Raw genomic sequence first — 14,982 nt, 5'->3', positions numbered from 1 at the left:
TTATGTCAAACAAGCTGTTACGAGGAACGTTCATCCTCACAGCAGGGACGTTTTTATCTAAATTTCTTGGACTGTTTTACGTGATTCCGTTCTATGCGATGATCGGGAGCGATGGAACGGTACTTTATCAATACGCCTACACCCCGTATACGATTGCAATTAGTTTAGCAACTGCTGGGGTGCCTTTGGCTGTGAGTAAATTTGTTTCCAAATACAATGCGTTGGAAGAATATGCACTTGGTAGAAAGCTGTTCCGGTCGGGCTTACTACTCATGAGCCTAACGGGAATTCTGTTTTTTCTCCTTATGTATGCGGGTGCGCCGGTGGTCGCTGAGTGGGTGATTGTGAGCGGTGAACAAAAGGTGGATACAGAGGAAGTGATCTCTGTGCTGAGAGCAGTCAGTTTTGCCCTTCTTGTTGTGCCGATTATGAGTTTGTTCCGTGGATTTTTTCAAGGGCATGAATCTTATGGTCCATCCTCTGTATCCACTGTGCTAGAGCAAGTTGTTCGCATCGTTGTTTTGCTTGGAGGTACTTTTTTCGTTTTATATGTGTTGGATGGATCGACTTTGGACGCGGTCAACGTATCTACATTTGCCGCCTTTGTTGGGGCGATCGCAGGTCTTTTCATGTTAATCTACTTTTTCACAAAAAGGAAAAAACACTTCGATCAATTTTTACAAAAGTCCAAGAACAAAGTTGAGTTATCGACGGGTTCCATGTACAAAGAGCTCTTATTGTATGCAGGTCCTTTTGTGTTTGTTGGCATTGCCAACCCGCTGTTCCAGTTAATCGACCAATTTACTTTCAATAGAGCGATGGTGTCCATTGGGCTGGCATCCAAAGCGGATCAGTATTTTGAAATGTTGAACTTTGCTTCTCACAAACTTGTTATTATCCCGGTGTCGTTGGCAACAGCGTTTTCGTTAACGCTTATTCCTGCGATTACGCGTTCTTTCGTGAAGCAAGATCGAACGGAATTGTACGGACAAATGAATCAAACCTTCCAGGTGTTGTTGTTTTTAACAGTACCGGCTTGTGTCGGTTTATCCATATTAGCGGAGCCTTTGTACACGCTGTTTTACGAAGCGAGTCCAGCTGGATCCAATGTGTTGCAGGCATATGCACCTGTCGCAATTTTATTTTCCTTGTTTTCGGTAACAGCCGCGATGCTACAAGGTATTAATCAACAGCGCTTTACACTAATTAGTTTAGGGCTTGGATTGATCGTGAAGTTTGTGCTAAATATGCCACTCATTCAGTGGATGGAAACGCAGGGAGCCATTACAGCTACTGCGATAGGGTATGGGGTGACGGTGATCTTGAATTTAGTTGTGCTCGCTAAATACACAAATTTCTCCTATCGGTTAGTAGTCAAACGTACTGTTGCCATTTTGATGCTTACTGCTGCTATGGCCGTTGTTGTGAGTGTAAGCTACTTAGGGATGGGCCAACTTTTCTCCAGTGCCGAAAAGGGGTCTGCTTTCCTGATTGTGATCGTGTCAGTGGGTCTTGGGGCTTTGTTCTACTTATTGCTCGCTGCACGAACGCGCTTGTTACACCGGGTATTCCCACTATACGTAAAAAGAATTCAAGACCGCTTATTGCGTTCTTGATCCGGGGGCGACGCTCGTTCACTTCAAGTTTTTCGAAACCGAATTTTTTGTCTGAAAAGGTGGGAAGAAAGATGAGATTAGATAAACTGTTAGCCAATAGCGGTTTTGGTACGCGGAAAGAAGTCAAGAAGCTATTAAAGGAAGGCATCGTGAAGGCAAACGATACTGTTGAGAAGGATGGCAAACGTCACGTGGACCCTGCTGTAGATGTCATCACGGTAGGGGGAGACATTATACAGTATGAAGAATATGTTTATTTCATCATGAACAAGCCGAGTGGAGTGATTTCGGCAACGGAAGACGAAACAGATCCCACTGTTCTAGAGGTACTGGAATGGGAGGATGCTAGTCGGGTGCCGTTTCCTGTAGGCCGGCTTGACAAAGATACAGAGGGACTTCTTTTGCTGACAAATGATGGCACGCTCGCTCATCGGTTAACATCGCCAAAGCACCATGTCGACAAAATATATGAAGCGCATCTGGCTGAACCGATCAAAGAAGGCGATCGTGAGGCTTTTTACAGCGGAATCTTGTTGGATGATGGATATGTAACGAAGCCTGCTCGGTTAGAACCATCATCTGAGAGTGACAAGATCGTATACGTCACTTTACGAGAAGGAAAGTATCATCAAGTGAAGCGGATGTTCGCTGCGAGGGGCAATCGGGTCGTGTATTTAAAGCGTGTCGAGATGGGGCCTTTGAAACTAGACGAAGAAGAATTACCTGTAGGCACTTATCGAGACTTAAGTGAGGAAGAAGTGGAAGTTTTATATAAGGTGACAGGATTATCCTAACCAAAAAAAAAGAGAGGGTGTGCCGATGTTGGCACGCCCTTTATTATATTTGTCCTATGTACATGAGCTACGAAGGTTGCTTGACTCGCTTTTTCGTTGTACTCCATTTACCACGACTCGGGCTTTTTACGAGGTCGTTGTAAGCTAATACGTTTAAATCACGTTGAATTGTACGAGAAGTGATGCCAAATTCATCTACAAGTTGTTCTGTCGTTACCGTACCGTGTTTGCTTATATACAAGTAAATGGACTTGATGCGGGTCAACATTCGATCGGTTGATGGTTTCAGGTGAACCACTCCTTATCTCCTTTTTACCCGAGGCAACTGGCTTTAGACGACGATGCTTGGCTTTCCTGTCCGACAATCCACTCCTTTACTTGAGGTCTTCTTTGAGAAACACCCTGTTTGTATATTGTATGAAATGTTCGGAAAAAATGCCAGTCTCGTGTGGGAATTTTACGAAACTTTAATAAGGGATCCAAAAACTAAACCCATTTATCGTAAATATCGTGCAGTTTTGGTAAGCTAATGAAAAGTAGATGAAGGGGTCGGTGCGAAATGGATTGGCTTCAAGAAGTGAAACAGAGGGAAGAGCAGTTTCTAGAAGATGCGAAAGGTTTACTGCGGATTCCAAGTGTGAAAGATGTGTCACGAGCAACCCCTGATGCTCCTTTTGGTCCAGAAGTGAAGCAGGCGCTCACGTACATGCTACAGCTTGGCGAGCGCGATGGTTTCATAACAAAGGAAGTTGAGAACGTGGCAGGGCATATTGAGCATGGTGACGGTGAAGAAATCGTCGGTGTCTTATGTCATGTCGATGTAGTTCCGGCAGGCAAAGATGGCTGGCAATCACAACCGTTTGAGCCTGTTGTAGAGGACGGAAAGCTCATTGCTAGGGGGGCCATGGATGATAAAGGGCCTACTATCGCAGCTTATATGGCACTATCGTTGTTAAAAGAATTAGGGGTTCCGATGAAGCGCAAAATCCGCATTATTGTCGGTACAGATGAAGAGAGCGATTGGGAATGCGTACATACATACTTCCAAAAAGAGGAGATGCCCGTTCTCGGATTTGCTCCCGATGCCGATTTTCCGATTATTTATGCAGAGAAGGGGATTGTCGATTTAGATTACACGATTGGATTATCAAGCAAGGAAACTGCCGTTTTGCGTTCTTTTCAATCAGGCGAAAGATACAATATGGTACCAGACGAGGCGACGGCAACTGTATCAAAGGAAATCGGTGAACACGTACTCGATGCGTTCCAAACCTTTTTGCGTAAGACGGAGAGTAAGGGATCCTTAACTGAACTAGAAGGCGAACTTCACATCACGATAAAAGGAAAAGCGCATCACGCCATGGCACCGCAAAATGGGGTTAACGCGGGAGTGTTGTTAGCAGATTTTCTTTATGAACAAAAGGACAATCTAGATGAAGACGCAAAACAGTTTGTATCATTTCTTCATGACGTATTCTTAGGTGACACAACCCTTTCTAAGGTCGGAATGGATCACGAAAACGAAGAGCTTGGAGATTTGACGTGTAACGTTGGTGTCATTCGGTATGAGGCTGGTGGAGAAGGGAAGATCGGCTGCAACATTCGCTACCCGTCCACTTTTGACTTTGAAAGCGAAAAAGTAAGGTTAACGCAAAAAGCTTCCGAATATAATTTAAAGGAAAGTCGCTACACGAACGAGAAACCTCATCATGTAGATAAGGAAAATCCGCTTATTCAAACACTTCAACGCGTTTATGAAGAGCAAACGGGTGAAGAGGCTACGCTGCTCACGATTGGTGGGGGGACGTATGCACGCTCTCTAAATACAGGCGTTGCATTTGGCCCAATGTTCCCAGGCAGAGAAGACGTGGCTCACCAGCCAAACGAATATATGTATGTTGAGGACTTATTGAGAGCTGCCGCGTTATATGCACAGGCGATGTACGAATTAGCAAATGCCGAGTAAAGGGAGGAGATAAACATGGACGTTTATGTAAACGGACAATGGACCGACCGCGATTCTGCCACTGTCGATATTGAAGATCGTGCCCACGTATTTGGTGATGGTATTTATGAAGTGATCCGTGTGTACGGAGGTGTTTTTTACGAACGAGACGGACACTTAGATCGATTTGAAAGAAGCGCTCGGGAAATCGGGATTAAGCTACCGGTAACGCGCGAAGAGCTTCTTCAGCTTTTGCACGAAGGAATTCGTCGTAATGCGGTTCATGACGGCACAATTTATTTTCAAGTATCTAGAGGAGTAGCCGCGAGAAAGCATCCGTTTCCAGACCCTGAAGTAAAGGCTTCGCTCATGATTACAACAAAAGAGGCACCGCGCCCGGTTGAGGCAATGGAAAAAGGTGTGTCAGCGATCACTTGCGAGGACATTCGCTGGTTGCGTTGTGATATTAAAAGTTTGAACTTGTTAGGGAACGTAATGGCTAATCAAAAAGCGGTAGAGGCGGGTGCCTTTGAAGCCATTCAACATCGTGCGGAGGTCGTGACGGAAGGGAGTCACTCGAACGTCATGATGGTTAAAGACGGGACTGTATACACACACCCAGCAAACAATCTCATTTTAAATGGCATTACGCGGATGAGAGTTTTAGCACTTTGTAAAGAGAATGGAATCGAGGTTCAGGAGCGGGAGTGTACGCTATCCGAATATGAATCAGCTGATGAGGTGTTTTTTACAGGAACGACTGTAGAGGTTATGCCTGTCATCTCTATTAATGGTACATCTGTTAGTAATGGGACAGTGGGACCAGTTGCTCGTCAGTTGCAGAAGGCATTTGAAGAGGATATTGAGGTACAAACGAAGGAAGTAAAGTTATTATAGACAAAAGCAGCGCTCGATCGGGCGCTGCTTTTACCTTTTAGCTAACCCATCATGATCAATCATCCGCGGAGGCTCCTCCATCCAGCCGTTCTCGATTAATAAATTGGCTCCATCTTCTGCGTACTTGCCAATCTCAGCAATCAACCGTGTGTAATCCACTAGTAAATCACGCCTGAATGTAGTCGAAACAGCGGTGCCGTAATACGCAACACCTAAAGCATTCATAGACGTGACTTGAAACAGCATGAGCTTATCTGAGAAAGGAGGGACAGTAGAGTCTGTAACTCCTTCATCCCAGGGGATCGAAGCAGGAAGGTCATTTTCTTGCAAAATTTTTGAAAATACCTGTAGGTGCTTTGAAGAGATCTCTTTCCCTCTTATCATATATTCCTGAATTTTCTTAGACCTAACTACTTGGCTAAAACCAGTTAACAGCCTGGTTCCTAACGCGTTCCGTTGTAAATTTGCATACAAGTTGGCAATTTCTAATGACAGCAATGGTCTCTGCTTGCCTACCCAGCCAGACATAAAATGCTGCTTGGTGACAAAATCAACTTGGTTAGGTGTGTCAATGTAGGGTGATCTGACAAACAGTCCTTTTGATAGTAATGTATCTATTGTCCAGTTATATAATTGCAGAGATTCCTGCAGACAGTCAGAAAAGTACTGCCGAACATCGTGACGGGCGCATAAAGCTATCGCTTGTGAGTACATTTGCATGCCCAACTGAGTCGTCTGTTTCACATTGTCCAACAAAAAGGGATCAGAGTATAACCTAGGTGCCATCACATTTACGTCTTGTTCTGTAAAACCAATCGGAACAGGGCGCTTGTCTAATTGAAATAGCGCCGTAAGCTTTTGGACATGCGTCTCTGATAGCGCCAAAGCTTGTTCAATAATAGGACGAATGTCAGGGTCCTCAACTATTTGCAGGAAATATTTCATTGTACAAACGGTCAGAGTGTCTTGTGTGTAGCCGACCCACAGCTGGGAAAGTTCTGAGGAGGACAATTTGGCTTGATGTTGATTTTCCATAGTGACGAATACCCCCAATTGTGAAGCAGTTCTATCCTTGAATTAGTTTGTTCCGATCCTCCATTTGCGGCGGTTCCTCTAACCAGCCGTTCTTCACCATTAATTTTGCCCCTTCATGAGCAAGTCCAAAAATATCTTTTGTCATGACCCCTATTTTTAATGGCAAATCACTACGCAAGCTAAATGCGGTTCCTACAGCGTTGCCACCTAAAGAAAAGCTGCATAACAGATTTGTAACATACATCATCAATTTGTCTGAGAAAGGAGCAATCGTGGATGTCGTGGCACTCCCTGAAGCAGAAGCAGATAGCTGAACGTCACTCTGAATAAGTATTTCATCCATGTCATGAACGATCTTTTTCGCGAGCTCCTTTCCTTTCACAAAATACTTTTTCACCTCAGGTTCCTTAGCGCATTGAGCAAATCCAGTCATTAGTTGTAAACCAACACTGTTCGTTTCAATAGCATGGTGAAGATAGGCTACTTCTACTGTATTTAACGACCGCTTTTCACTTAAAAGGTTAAATCCGCTAAGATAGTTCTTATCCTTAGCGAAAGAAACCTCTTGCGGCATAGATACATAAGGTGCTCGAGCAAGGACACCTTTTTCAATTAAATAGTGTGTGCAAGCAAGGTAGTATTTTTGCTTAATGGCTGTTAGGTCTTTATAGATCATAATTATGTCTTCGCGTACGACCATACTTAAATGCAACGTATGCATCCCCATACTAATCTGATTCATGATGCGAATGAACATGATATCAAAATAGTTGTCATATAGCTTAGGCGCATTTAGGTGAACATCTTGAGTAGTATACCCTACTGGAATGACTGCTCCTTCCCTTTGGAATACTTTCGTTATTTTTTCAACGTATGGGTTGATTTCAGTGTGCAGATCTGACATGATTGCTTTTGCTTTTCGGTCATCAGATTTCTCTATAAAATATTCTAGCATGCGTAAAGAGAGTGTTTTTTGTTGATAAGTCATCCATAACGTACCAAGTTCAGTTGAAGTGATCGCTGGGGTCTTCGGCATAGAAAAGTTCCCTCCTATAATGGCTTTACAGTGAATAATCTTCCCTGATAAATACACTGGCATAATTCCAATTTTTGTAGTGAATATATGGACCTGATCCAAGGAGAATTCAATAGATTCTCCATTGCAAAGTACTTTTAAAATATCTGCTTGAATTGATTGCTCCCATTCGGTTCTGTCTAGCGTAATTCGAATACACGTATGTTTCCCTGCAGCGGACATATGATTTCTTTCAGTTGGATATACCTGTTCGAAACCATTTTGGACGTCAACTTCATACTTGAGTAAAAAAAAGCTACCTTCCCGTTAATGGTAGGTAGCTAGGATATTTATGAACGTGTAGACGGACTCTTAAGGAGAGCATTAGCTGGTAAAGTTAAAACTGAAACAAATCACTGGACAGGTAGCGTTCCCCTGTATCACATGCTATACAGATGACAATTTCATCAGCGGGTAGCGTTTTGGCTACTTCAATGGCTGCATAGCAAGCTGCCCCGCTTGAAGGACCAACGAGGATCCCCTCTTGACTGGCCAATTTTCTTGTCATATCGTACGCTTCTTCATCTTTGATTTGGTGTATTTTTTCATATACAGTTTGATTCAAGATGGACGGGATAAAACCAGGCGATGTCCCGACAAGTTTGTGTTTTCCAGGCTTTCCTCCTGATAATACGGGTGAGCCAGCTGGTTCAACTACATGGACCTGTACATTTGGGTACACCTCTTTTAACACTTCGCCAGTCCCAGTAATCGTACCACCAGTTCCAGCGGTCGCGACGAAAGCACCAAGTGGTTTGCCAATCTGTTTTACTGCTTGTTGAATTTCAAGTGCAGTGGATTTTCGATGAGCTTCAGGATTGGCATCATTTTCAAATTGCATAGGCATGAACGAGTTCGGTGTCTCTTGGACGAGTTCTTTCGCTTTTTTGATGGCACCAGGCATTTTGTCGTCTCCTGGAGTCAATACAACTTCTGCTCCGTAAGCCTTTAACAGGTTAATTCTTTCCTTGGTCATCGTATCAGGCATGACAAGAATAGCTTTATAGCCTCTAGCAGCAGCATTCATCGCAAGTCCGATTCCTGTGTTACCACTAGTTGGCTCGATAATCGTAGCACCCGGTTTGATGAATCCTTGTTTTTCTGCTTCGACAATCATAGAAAAGGCAGCGCGGTCTTTTACACTTTTACTTGGATTATAAAATTCCAATTTCAAATAAATATCAGCCCCGTTTTCCGGGTTCAATCGATTGAGTTTTACAAGAGGAGTGTCGCCAATAAGTTCTGCAATATTTGTGACTACTTTCATTCGCGTTCTTCCTTCCGTTATCTTTTCATGCGAGGATAGTGAGTAAGACTCATGCACGTTTTATTTAGCCTACCATGCTTGTCGGAATTCAAGCAACTTTCCGCTTCGTTTTTAAGTATCCCTAGTGGATCCCCTTCGTGCTAAAATGAAGAGAGGTCAATGGAACGGTTAGCTTTCGAGGAGGAATCAACATGGCTCAACTGGTGAAGCTTCAAGATTACACTTCACGATATGAGTGGAATATGTATCATTATCCTTCCCATTTTTATCGCTTAAAACGATCACAATGGGACCACATATATAGGGCTTGGACACGTAATGATTACGAGTTGCCTCAGGAGTTCGAAGGAGAAGAATCGTCTCCACCTTTATTTTCTAAAATGAAGGCCCTTTTTGGCAAACGTAGTGATGAAGAAGAGTGGACCCTTTCCGATCGTGATGAGGAGGAACGAGCGACACTTCCCATCCGCTACGACTTAGTCACATCAGAAGAGGAACTTAAGCAGCAGTTTTTAGATCAGTTGTTCCTTGTCCAATTGAAGTGGGCAAGCTCCACATTGACTGATCAATCCGATCTTGATCCTAAATTCCAATACGACCCCATACTGCGATATTTGTTGCAAAGGTTTCCAGACACTATGTTAACGTTATATCACCCGATATTTTTGTTGAACGGAAAAGCCGCTACAGAAGCTGAGATTATTTTGGTTACTCCTACTGGTGTATGGGTCGTAACCGTTATTGAGGGAGAGGACGATGCCGTATGGGTTGGCGGAAGTGATAACTTTTGGGTCAAGCGTTATCGAGACGATGAAAAGAAGATACTAAACCCGCTTCTTTCTGCGAGAAGGACCGGGACGATCGTATCTAAAATGATGAAGGAGCGTGCTGTCAAGTTGCCCTTGCATCAAATCGTTTTATGTCGTAACGGCTATATCGATATTCCTCAAGCGGTGTATGGTGTTGAAATGGTCGACAAGCGAACGTATGCAAAATGGTTTCATCAGATGAGGAACGAGCGGACATCATTTAAATCTGAGCAACTTCGAATTGCCAAGGTACTCGTGGAACACTGTCAAACGGTTAGTGTAATAAGGTCAAATCCTGTCGAAAATCGTTTTGATGGTGAATAGATAGGTGTGTAAACTACACTCTGAATACTTGACGGAACAAGCTCCGAAAGATACAATCAAACAAGTTAAGAACTTGATACGAAATGTTAGGGGTTATGGGGCAACCTCATGACCTTTTTGTCGTTTTTTAGGTCCGCACGAAGGATCAGAAAGGCGTTCACTCGCAGGACGCGAGTGAATCGACTTCGCGACATGGACGTCGCGAAGTTAGCCGCGGTTCCCTTATTAGGACGTTGCGCTTTTAGTCTTTCATCCTTAAACAAGGTTGTCCAGATCCTAACTGTAGGTGAACTCCATTGGAACATTTATTTGATCAAAAGTGGGAAATTATCCCTGCTGGTGGAGCAACCGGCGAGGCCTTTTTTGCTAGATCTGAAGAGCAAAAACTTTTCCTGAAGCGTAACTCGTCTCCGTTTCTCGCGGTTCTTTCAGCAGAAGGAATTGTGCCGAAGCTTGTTTGGACGAAGCGTTTGGAAAATGGGGACGTCATCTCAGCGCAAGAGTGGCTGAGCGGACGCGAACTTAAAGCAAAAGACATGAGCAGTGAACGGGTCGCGAAACTTTTGCAAAAAATACATCGGTCAAATCCGTTACAGATGATGCTTCGCCGTCTCGGAAAAACGCCGATTGATCCAAAACAAATCATTCAAAATCTCATAAAGTCTTTACCTAACGAGCTTTCAAAGCAAATATTTGTGAAGCGAATTTTAAAAGAACTTCAGGAAACTGAGCCAACTATTCGTTATTCCCATGATGGTGTTTGTCACGGTGATATGAACCATAACAACTGGCTACTCACTGACGATGACATGCTGTATTTAATTGATTGGGATAACGCTCAAATCGGTGATCCCGCTATCGACGTAGGGATGTTACTTTATACGTATGTACCCAGACAAGATTGGGATCAGTGGCTTCTTGCCTATGGGATCACGTTAACAGATGGTTTGGCCAGACGGATGCGATGGTATGTCCTCGCCCACGGCCTAGCGATGGTTGGCTGGCATGCTTCGCGTGGAGACGAGGAACAGTATGAAAGACTAAAGACTCAGCTAATGAAATGGGAAACTATTAACTATTCTAATGGATATTGAATCGTGTTTACCCACTGTTGAAGCTGTTGTTGATGCGAGGAAATGTGCGTATTCACCCCTCCGCCACTTTGCGCACCTTGTTGACTATACGTATAAATTTCTTGAAGAGCGGCCGTGATATTTTGCTCAACGTTTCCATTTGTGAGCAAAGATTTCGCAAGCCGCTCTATTTGTTCGCATTCGGAAATAGAACCACAACAATCCGTCGAATGATTCGTAAGTAAATCTTGCAGAACGTGTAGCTGATCTTCATAACGCAGTGGCATTCTGTAAACCCCTTTCGACTCAGGTTACTACTAGCGTGGCTCGTTTTGATCTCTTTTACTCATACAGAAAACGGCGCTCTTTTATAAGGGCGTCGTTTTCTGTAGCTCCACGTGCGACTTGTTTGCGAAATATACGGCGCTTTTTTACTTGTATATATGCCATCTGCTCTCGAATTCGTTATACGGGATAATCCGTCAGGCTGTAAACAATCCCCACACATGCAATGAGTAATACAAGGATGCTTTCCGCTTTTGTGAGTATGGACAAGCTTTTTCCGACATGGTATTGTGAGGAGCGAAGAAAAAGAACGAGGTGTCAAAACGATGCGTGTTAGACATAAACCATGGGCAAAAGAGTATTTACATTCACATACAAATTGGGTAGTCATTGACCCCGTCGCCCAAAAGGGAACGTGGCGTTCTTTGTTTGAAGTAGAACAACCTGTACACGTAGAAGTAGGCACAGGCAAAGGTCAGTTCATACACGGGATGGCAAAAGCGAACCCAGATATAAATTTTATCGGTATCGAGCTTCACGAAAGTGTGCTCGTTTCCGTATTAGAGAAGCTGGTTGAAGAACCATTACCAAACATCCGTATTACAGCAGCAGATGCCAATCACCTTACTAATATTTTTCAGGACGACGAAATTGATTTCGTGTACTTGAATTTCTCAGACCCGTGGCCCAAGACTCGGCACGAAAAGCGAAGACTGACGTTTCGGACGTTTCTAGCTCAATACGAACAAATTATGAAGAGCAACGGGAGAATTCAGTTAAAAACCGACAACCGTGGACTATTTGAGTATTCCCTTGTAAGCTTCTCACAATATGGCATGACGCTTGAAGAAGTGCAAGTCGATTTGCACCAAGAAGAGGACAACATACCGAATGTTCGCACAGAATACGAAGAGAAATTTTCGAGTAGGGGGCAGCCGATTTATCGGTGTGTGGCTAATTTCCCCAATAAAGCAAATGAATAATTTTTTTGCGGAGCAACTTACGCGGAGTTGCTCCTTTTTTATTGGTAGAGGGATCTACAGGAGTATAGCCACTTTCACTTCCATGTTATAATATTAAAAAAGGGGAAAGGGGAATTTTTCCATGGAAAAGCTTCAGTTTGGTAGGTATACGCTCACTTGGTTGAACGGGGGACTCACGCAAATGGACGGTGGCGCGATGTTTGGTGTGGTGCCATATCCGCTTTGGTCAAAGTTGTATCCACCCAATGAAAAGAATCAGATTCCACTTCGGTCTGATCCGATTTTGATTCAAGGTGGAGGAAAAACAGCGCTGATTGAAGGCGGAATTGGTAACGGACGCTTGACTGAAAAGCAGATGCGTAATTATGGTGTAACGGAAGAAGCGGAGATTGATGAAGGTCTACATGAGCTAGGATTGACTCGTAAAGACATTGATCTTGTGTTGATGACACATATGCATTTTGATCATGTTCTAGGCTTAACGAGTTGGGAAGATGGTAAACTTGTTTCCACATTTCCGAATGCGACGATTGTGACGTCCGCTGTTGAGTGGAACGAAATGCGTCGACCGAACGTTCGCTCAAAAAACACGTATTGGGAAGAAAATTGGAAAGCTATTGAAGGTCAAGTAGTACCTTTTACTGGCGAGTACGAATGGGAATCGTTCCGAATGATCCACACTGGTGGCCACAGTGACGGGCATAGTATTATCGTTGGGAAAGAAGGAAATGAGACGCTTGTACATATGGCTGATATCATGCCAACACACGCTCACCGCAATCCGCTTTGGGTGCTTGCTTACGATGACTACCCGATGACGTCCATTGAACAAAAGCAGAAATGGATTCCGTACGGAGTAGAGAACAATGCGTGGTTTGTTTTTTATCATGATAACGTGTACCGCGCTTTGAAATGGAATGACTCGTACGAGATCGTGGAAAGTTTGGGTAGGAAGAGATGAAATAAGAAAAGGCTCTTTTCGTATCCTTTGTTGTTTTTACTATACAGTAATCTCATGATGTGACGTAATGAAGAAACTTCTAGAATACGCTGCGGAAATACACTTCGCTTTCCGTGGGCTTCGCGCTGAGCCTCCTCGCGAGCAAAGTACGCTCACTGCGGAGGCCCACAGGACGTGGGTCAGAAAGGCGTTGCCACAGGACGTGGCGCTCTTAGCCTTTCCTCCTCTTCATCGTCTTCGCTTTCCCACAGGAGTCTACGTGTATTTCCTCCGCTGGTTTTGACTCGCCATCTGATCAGGCACCGCCGAAAGAAGAAAAGCCCAAAACTGAACCCAAAAAACGCGGTCGAAAACCGAAGGCAGAGCGTGAGCAGTGGATCGGAGCATTCCTCCCTGAGTCTGAGCATCCCACTCTAAGTCTGAGCATTCCTCCCTAAGTCTGAGCATTCCTCCCTGAGTCTGAGCATTCCTCCCTGAGTCTGAGCATTCCTCCCTGAGTCTGAGCATTCCTCCCTGAGTCTGAGCATTCCTCCCTGAGTCTGAGCATTCCTCCCTGAGTCTGAGCATCCCTCCATAAGTCTGAGCATTCCTCCCTGAGTCTGAGCATTCCTCTCTGAGTCTGAGCATTCCTCCCTGAGTCTGAGCATTCCTCCCTGAGTCTGAGCATCCCTCCCTGAGTCTGAGCATTCCACTCTGAGTCTGAGCATTCCTCCCTGAGTCTGAGCATTCCTCTCTGAGTCTGAGCATTCCTCTCTGAGTCTGAGCATTCCTCCCTAAGTCTGAGCATTCCTCTCTGAGTCTGAGCATTCCTCTCTGAGTCTGAGCATTCCTCCCTGAGTCTGAGCATCCCACTCTAAGTCTGAGCATTCCTCTCTGAGTCTGAGCATCCCACTCTAAGTCTGAGCATTTCATCTGGCTGTCGGCACATCGAGTCAATACATACTACAGACCCTTTTCTCATCGGGTAGTCTGAACGATGGAAAGGCAGCGATCCCACTATTAAAGGGGATTCATGAACGTCTCGCTCTTCCGACATTACGCTATCAGACCATGGACGCTGGCTATGATTATGACCCTATTTATGAACAAATACATCGAATGGGGCATCAGTCCATCATTGCGTATAACAAGCGAAATGAGCCAGAACCAGTAGGTTTTAATAAACACTATGCGCCTACCTGCTTACGGGAGCACTCGTATCGCTATGACAGTTTTGATGCCAAATACGAGACACTGAAATACACTCGTCCTAAAGAGTGTGCAGACTGCCCTTTAGCCAACGAAGACGTGTGCCAAAAAGTATATAAAGTCAAAATCACCAACGACCTACGGAGATATACAGCGCCCGCTCGTGGATCAAAAGTTTGGAAAAAGTTGTTCAAACGACCGATCAGCTGTTGAACGAGTCAATGCTTACTTAAAGGAATATTTTCAACTCAACAACGTTCGTCATCGGATTGGAAAACGTGCCAAAGTTCATTTTGACTTTGTGACCTTAGTTTATAATGCTTCAAAATTAGCTGCTGATCGTATCCATGCCTTATTCAATCAACAACAAGTTGCCTAAACTATAGGCTGTGTTCATGCTCAATCTTCATTTGTAAACCGTTGATTGAAGCGGGGGCCCACAGGACGTGGCGCCCTTAGCCTTTCTTCCTTGTCCTGCGGGATCAGCGGGACAGGTGAGACGTGTCTAGATGCAGCGGTCTGCTCCCGTCTGAAAATAACCTTCGCCTTTTGAGGCAAAAAACGCCTCTAAAGCCAAAGAACATCTTTCAGAGGGAGCAAAACGGACCGCTTCCGCATTTCATCCCGCAAGAGCGCAGCGATGAGGAGGCTCACCGCCCGCCCCGCGGAAAGCGAAGTGTATTTCCGGAGCAGTTCGTAGCTCTTAAATGAATTTGCATTACGTCGCATC

The 14,982-nt window shown here is 44.4% G+C and carries 13 protein-coding genes and 1 pseudogene; 9 read left to right on the top strand and 5 right to left on the bottom strand.

All coding sequences use genetic code 11. The features are described from left to right. Positions 1–2: 2 nt before the first annotated feature. Both HHK01_RS11790 and HHK01_RS11785 read left to right on the top strand, forming a co-directional pair. Complete coding sequence (locus HHK01_RS11790) at positions 3–1,616, top strand: putative polysaccharide biosynthesis protein (RefSeq protein WP_170007980.1); 1,614 nt, start codon at positions 3–5, stop codon at positions 1,614–1,616. Between the two features lie 71 nt (positions 1,617–1,687). Then, complete coding sequence (locus tag HHK01_RS11785) at positions 1,688–2,410, top strand: pseudouridine synthase (RefSeq protein WP_170007979.1); 723 nt, start codon at positions 1,688–1,690, stop codon at positions 2,408–2,410. A 67-nt stretch (positions 2,411–2,477) separates the two neighbouring features. On the opposite strand, the gene HHK01_RS11780 is transcribed toward HHK01_RS11785, so the two are convergent. After that, positions 2,478–2,699: a DeoR family transcriptional regulator gene (locus tag HHK01_RS11780; RefSeq protein ID WP_170008773.1), complete on the bottom strand. Its 222-nt coding sequence runs from the start codon at positions 2,697–2,699 to the stop codon at positions 2,478–2,480. A gap of 270 nt (positions 2,700–2,969) precedes the next feature. Here HHK01_RS11780 and pepV point away from each other — a divergent pair, with 270 nt between their 5' ends. Beyond that, positions 2,970–4,376 (top strand): dipeptidase PepV, encoded by a 1,407-nt coding sequence (gene pepV, locus HHK01_RS11775; RefSeq protein ID WP_170007978.1) that lies wholly within the window; start codon positions 2,970–2,972, stop codon positions 4,374–4,376. A gap of 15 nt (positions 4,377–4,391) precedes the next feature. After that, on the top strand, positions 4,392–5,252 hold the full coding sequence (dat, locus tag HHK01_RS11770) for a D-amino-acid transaminase (protein WP_170007977.1): 861 nt from the start codon (positions 4,392–4,394) through the stop codon (positions 5,250–5,252). A 30-nt stretch (positions 5,253–5,282) separates the two neighbouring features. Here dat and HHK01_RS11765 read toward each other — a convergent pair whose 3' ends face one another. From HHK01_RS11765 to cysK, 3 genes are all read right to left on the bottom strand, one after another. Further along, a complete protein-coding gene (locus tag HHK01_RS11765) occupies positions 5,283–6,287 on the bottom strand; it encodes a DUF3231 family protein (RefSeq protein ID WP_170007976.1) in 1,005 nt (334 codons plus the stop codon). A 31-nt stretch (positions 6,288–6,318) separates the two neighbouring features. After that, entirely contained in the window at positions 6,319–7,323 is a 1,005-nt protein-coding gene (locus HHK01_RS11760) for a DUF3231 family protein (protein ID WP_170007975.1), read from the bottom strand. Between the two features lie 376 nt (positions 7,324–7,699). Further along, a complete protein-coding gene (cysK, locus tag HHK01_RS11755; RefSeq protein WP_170007974.1) occupies positions 7,700–8,629 on the bottom strand; it encodes a cysteine synthase A in 930 nt (309 codons plus the stop codon). A gap of 191 nt (positions 8,630–8,820) precedes the next feature. On the opposite strand from cysK, the gene HHK01_RS11750 reads away from it, so the two are divergent. Continuing rightward, entirely contained in the window at positions 8,821–9,762 is a 942-nt protein-coding gene (locus tag HHK01_RS11750; protein ID WP_170007973.1) for a nuclease-related domain-containing protein, read from the top strand. A gap of 296 nt (positions 9,763–10,058) precedes the next feature. Further along, positions 10,059–10,856 (top strand): phosphotransferase family protein, encoded by a 798-nt coding sequence (locus HHK01_RS11745; protein WP_170007972.1) that lies wholly within the window; start codon positions 10,059–10,061, stop codon positions 10,854–10,856. Here HHK01_RS11745 and HHK01_RS11740 read toward each other — a convergent pair. Beyond that, positions 10,838–11,122, bottom strand: coding sequence for a YtzH-like family protein (locus tag HHK01_RS11740; protein WP_170007971.1), 285 nt, complete (start codon positions 11,120–11,122; stop codon positions 10,838–10,840). The two genes, HHK01_RS11745 and HHK01_RS11740, sit on opposite strands and share 19 nt — an antisense overlap. 324 nt (positions 11,123–11,446) lie before the next feature. Here HHK01_RS11740 and trmB point away from each other — a divergent pair, with 324 nt between their 5' ends. The 3 genes and pseudogenes from trmB to HHK01_RS11725 form a co-directional block, all read left to right on the top strand. Then, positions 11,447–12,103: a tRNA (guanosine(46)-N7)-methyltransferase TrmB gene (trmB, locus tag HHK01_RS11735; RefSeq protein ID WP_170007970.1), complete on the top strand. Its 657-nt coding sequence runs from the start codon at positions 11,447–11,449 to the stop codon at positions 12,101–12,103. Positions 12,104–12,224: 121 nt separating this feature from the next. After that, on the top strand, positions 12,225–13,064 hold the full coding sequence (locus HHK01_RS11730; protein WP_170007969.1) for a YtnP family quorum-quenching lactonase: 840 nt from the start codon (positions 12,225–12,227) through the stop codon (positions 13,062–13,064). A 909-nt stretch (positions 13,065–13,973) separates the two neighbouring features. Further along, positions 13,974–14,631 (top strand): annotated as a pseudogene (locus HHK01_RS11725) (transposase); the annotation flags it as partial. Positions 14,632–14,982 lie beyond the last annotated feature (351 nt).

This window comes from Bacillus fonticola (assembly GCF_012955605.1).
Lineage (GTDB): Bacteria > Bacillota > Bacilli > Bacillales > JC228 > Bacillus_CG > Bacillus_CG fonticola.
This window is presented reverse-complemented; position numbering and strand designations above follow the sequence as displayed.

Excerpts from the sequence above, each read along its gene's own strand:
- pepV (WP_170007978.1), top strand. The coding sequence starts at position 2,970 with ATGGATTGGCTTCAAGAAGTGAAACAGAGGGAAGAGCAGTTTCTAGAA.
- HHK01_RS11790 (WP_170007980.1), top strand. The coding sequence starts at position 3 with ATGTCAAACAAGCTGTTACGAGGAACGTTCATCCTCACAGCAGGGACG.
- HHK01_RS11750 (WP_170007973.1), top strand. The coding sequence starts at position 8,821 with ATGGCTCAACTGGTGAAGCTTCAAGATTACACTTCACGATATGAGTGG.
- HHK01_RS11765 (WP_170007976.1), bottom strand. The coding sequence starts at position 6,287 with ATGGAAAATCAACATCAAGCCAAATTGTCCTCCTCAGAACTTTCCCAG.
- trmB (WP_170007970.1), top strand. The coding sequence starts at position 11,447 with ATGCGTGTTAGACATAAACCATGGGCAAAAGAGTATTTACATTCACAT.
- HHK01_RS11785 (WP_170007979.1), top strand. The coding sequence starts at position 1,688 with ATGAGATTAGATAAACTGTTAGCCAATAGCGGTTTTGGTACGCGGAAA.
- HHK01_RS11760 (WP_170007975.1), bottom strand. The coding sequence starts at position 7,323 with ATGCCGAAGACCCCAGCGATCACTTCAACTGAACTTGGTACGTTATGG.
- HHK01_RS11730 (WP_170007969.1), top strand. The coding sequence starts at position 12,225 with ATGGAAAAGCTTCAGTTTGGTAGGTATACGCTCACTTGGTTGAACGGG.
- HHK01_RS11740 (WP_170007971.1), bottom strand. The coding sequence starts at position 11,122 with ATGCCACTGCGTTATGAAGATCAGCTACACGTTCTGCAAGATTTACTT.
- dat (WP_170007977.1), top strand. The coding sequence starts at position 4,392 with ATGGACGTTTATGTAAACGGACAATGGACCGACCGCGATTCTGCCACT.
- cysK (WP_170007974.1), bottom strand. The coding sequence starts at position 8,629 with ATGAAAGTAGTCACAAATATTGCAGAACTTATTGGCGACACTCCTCTT.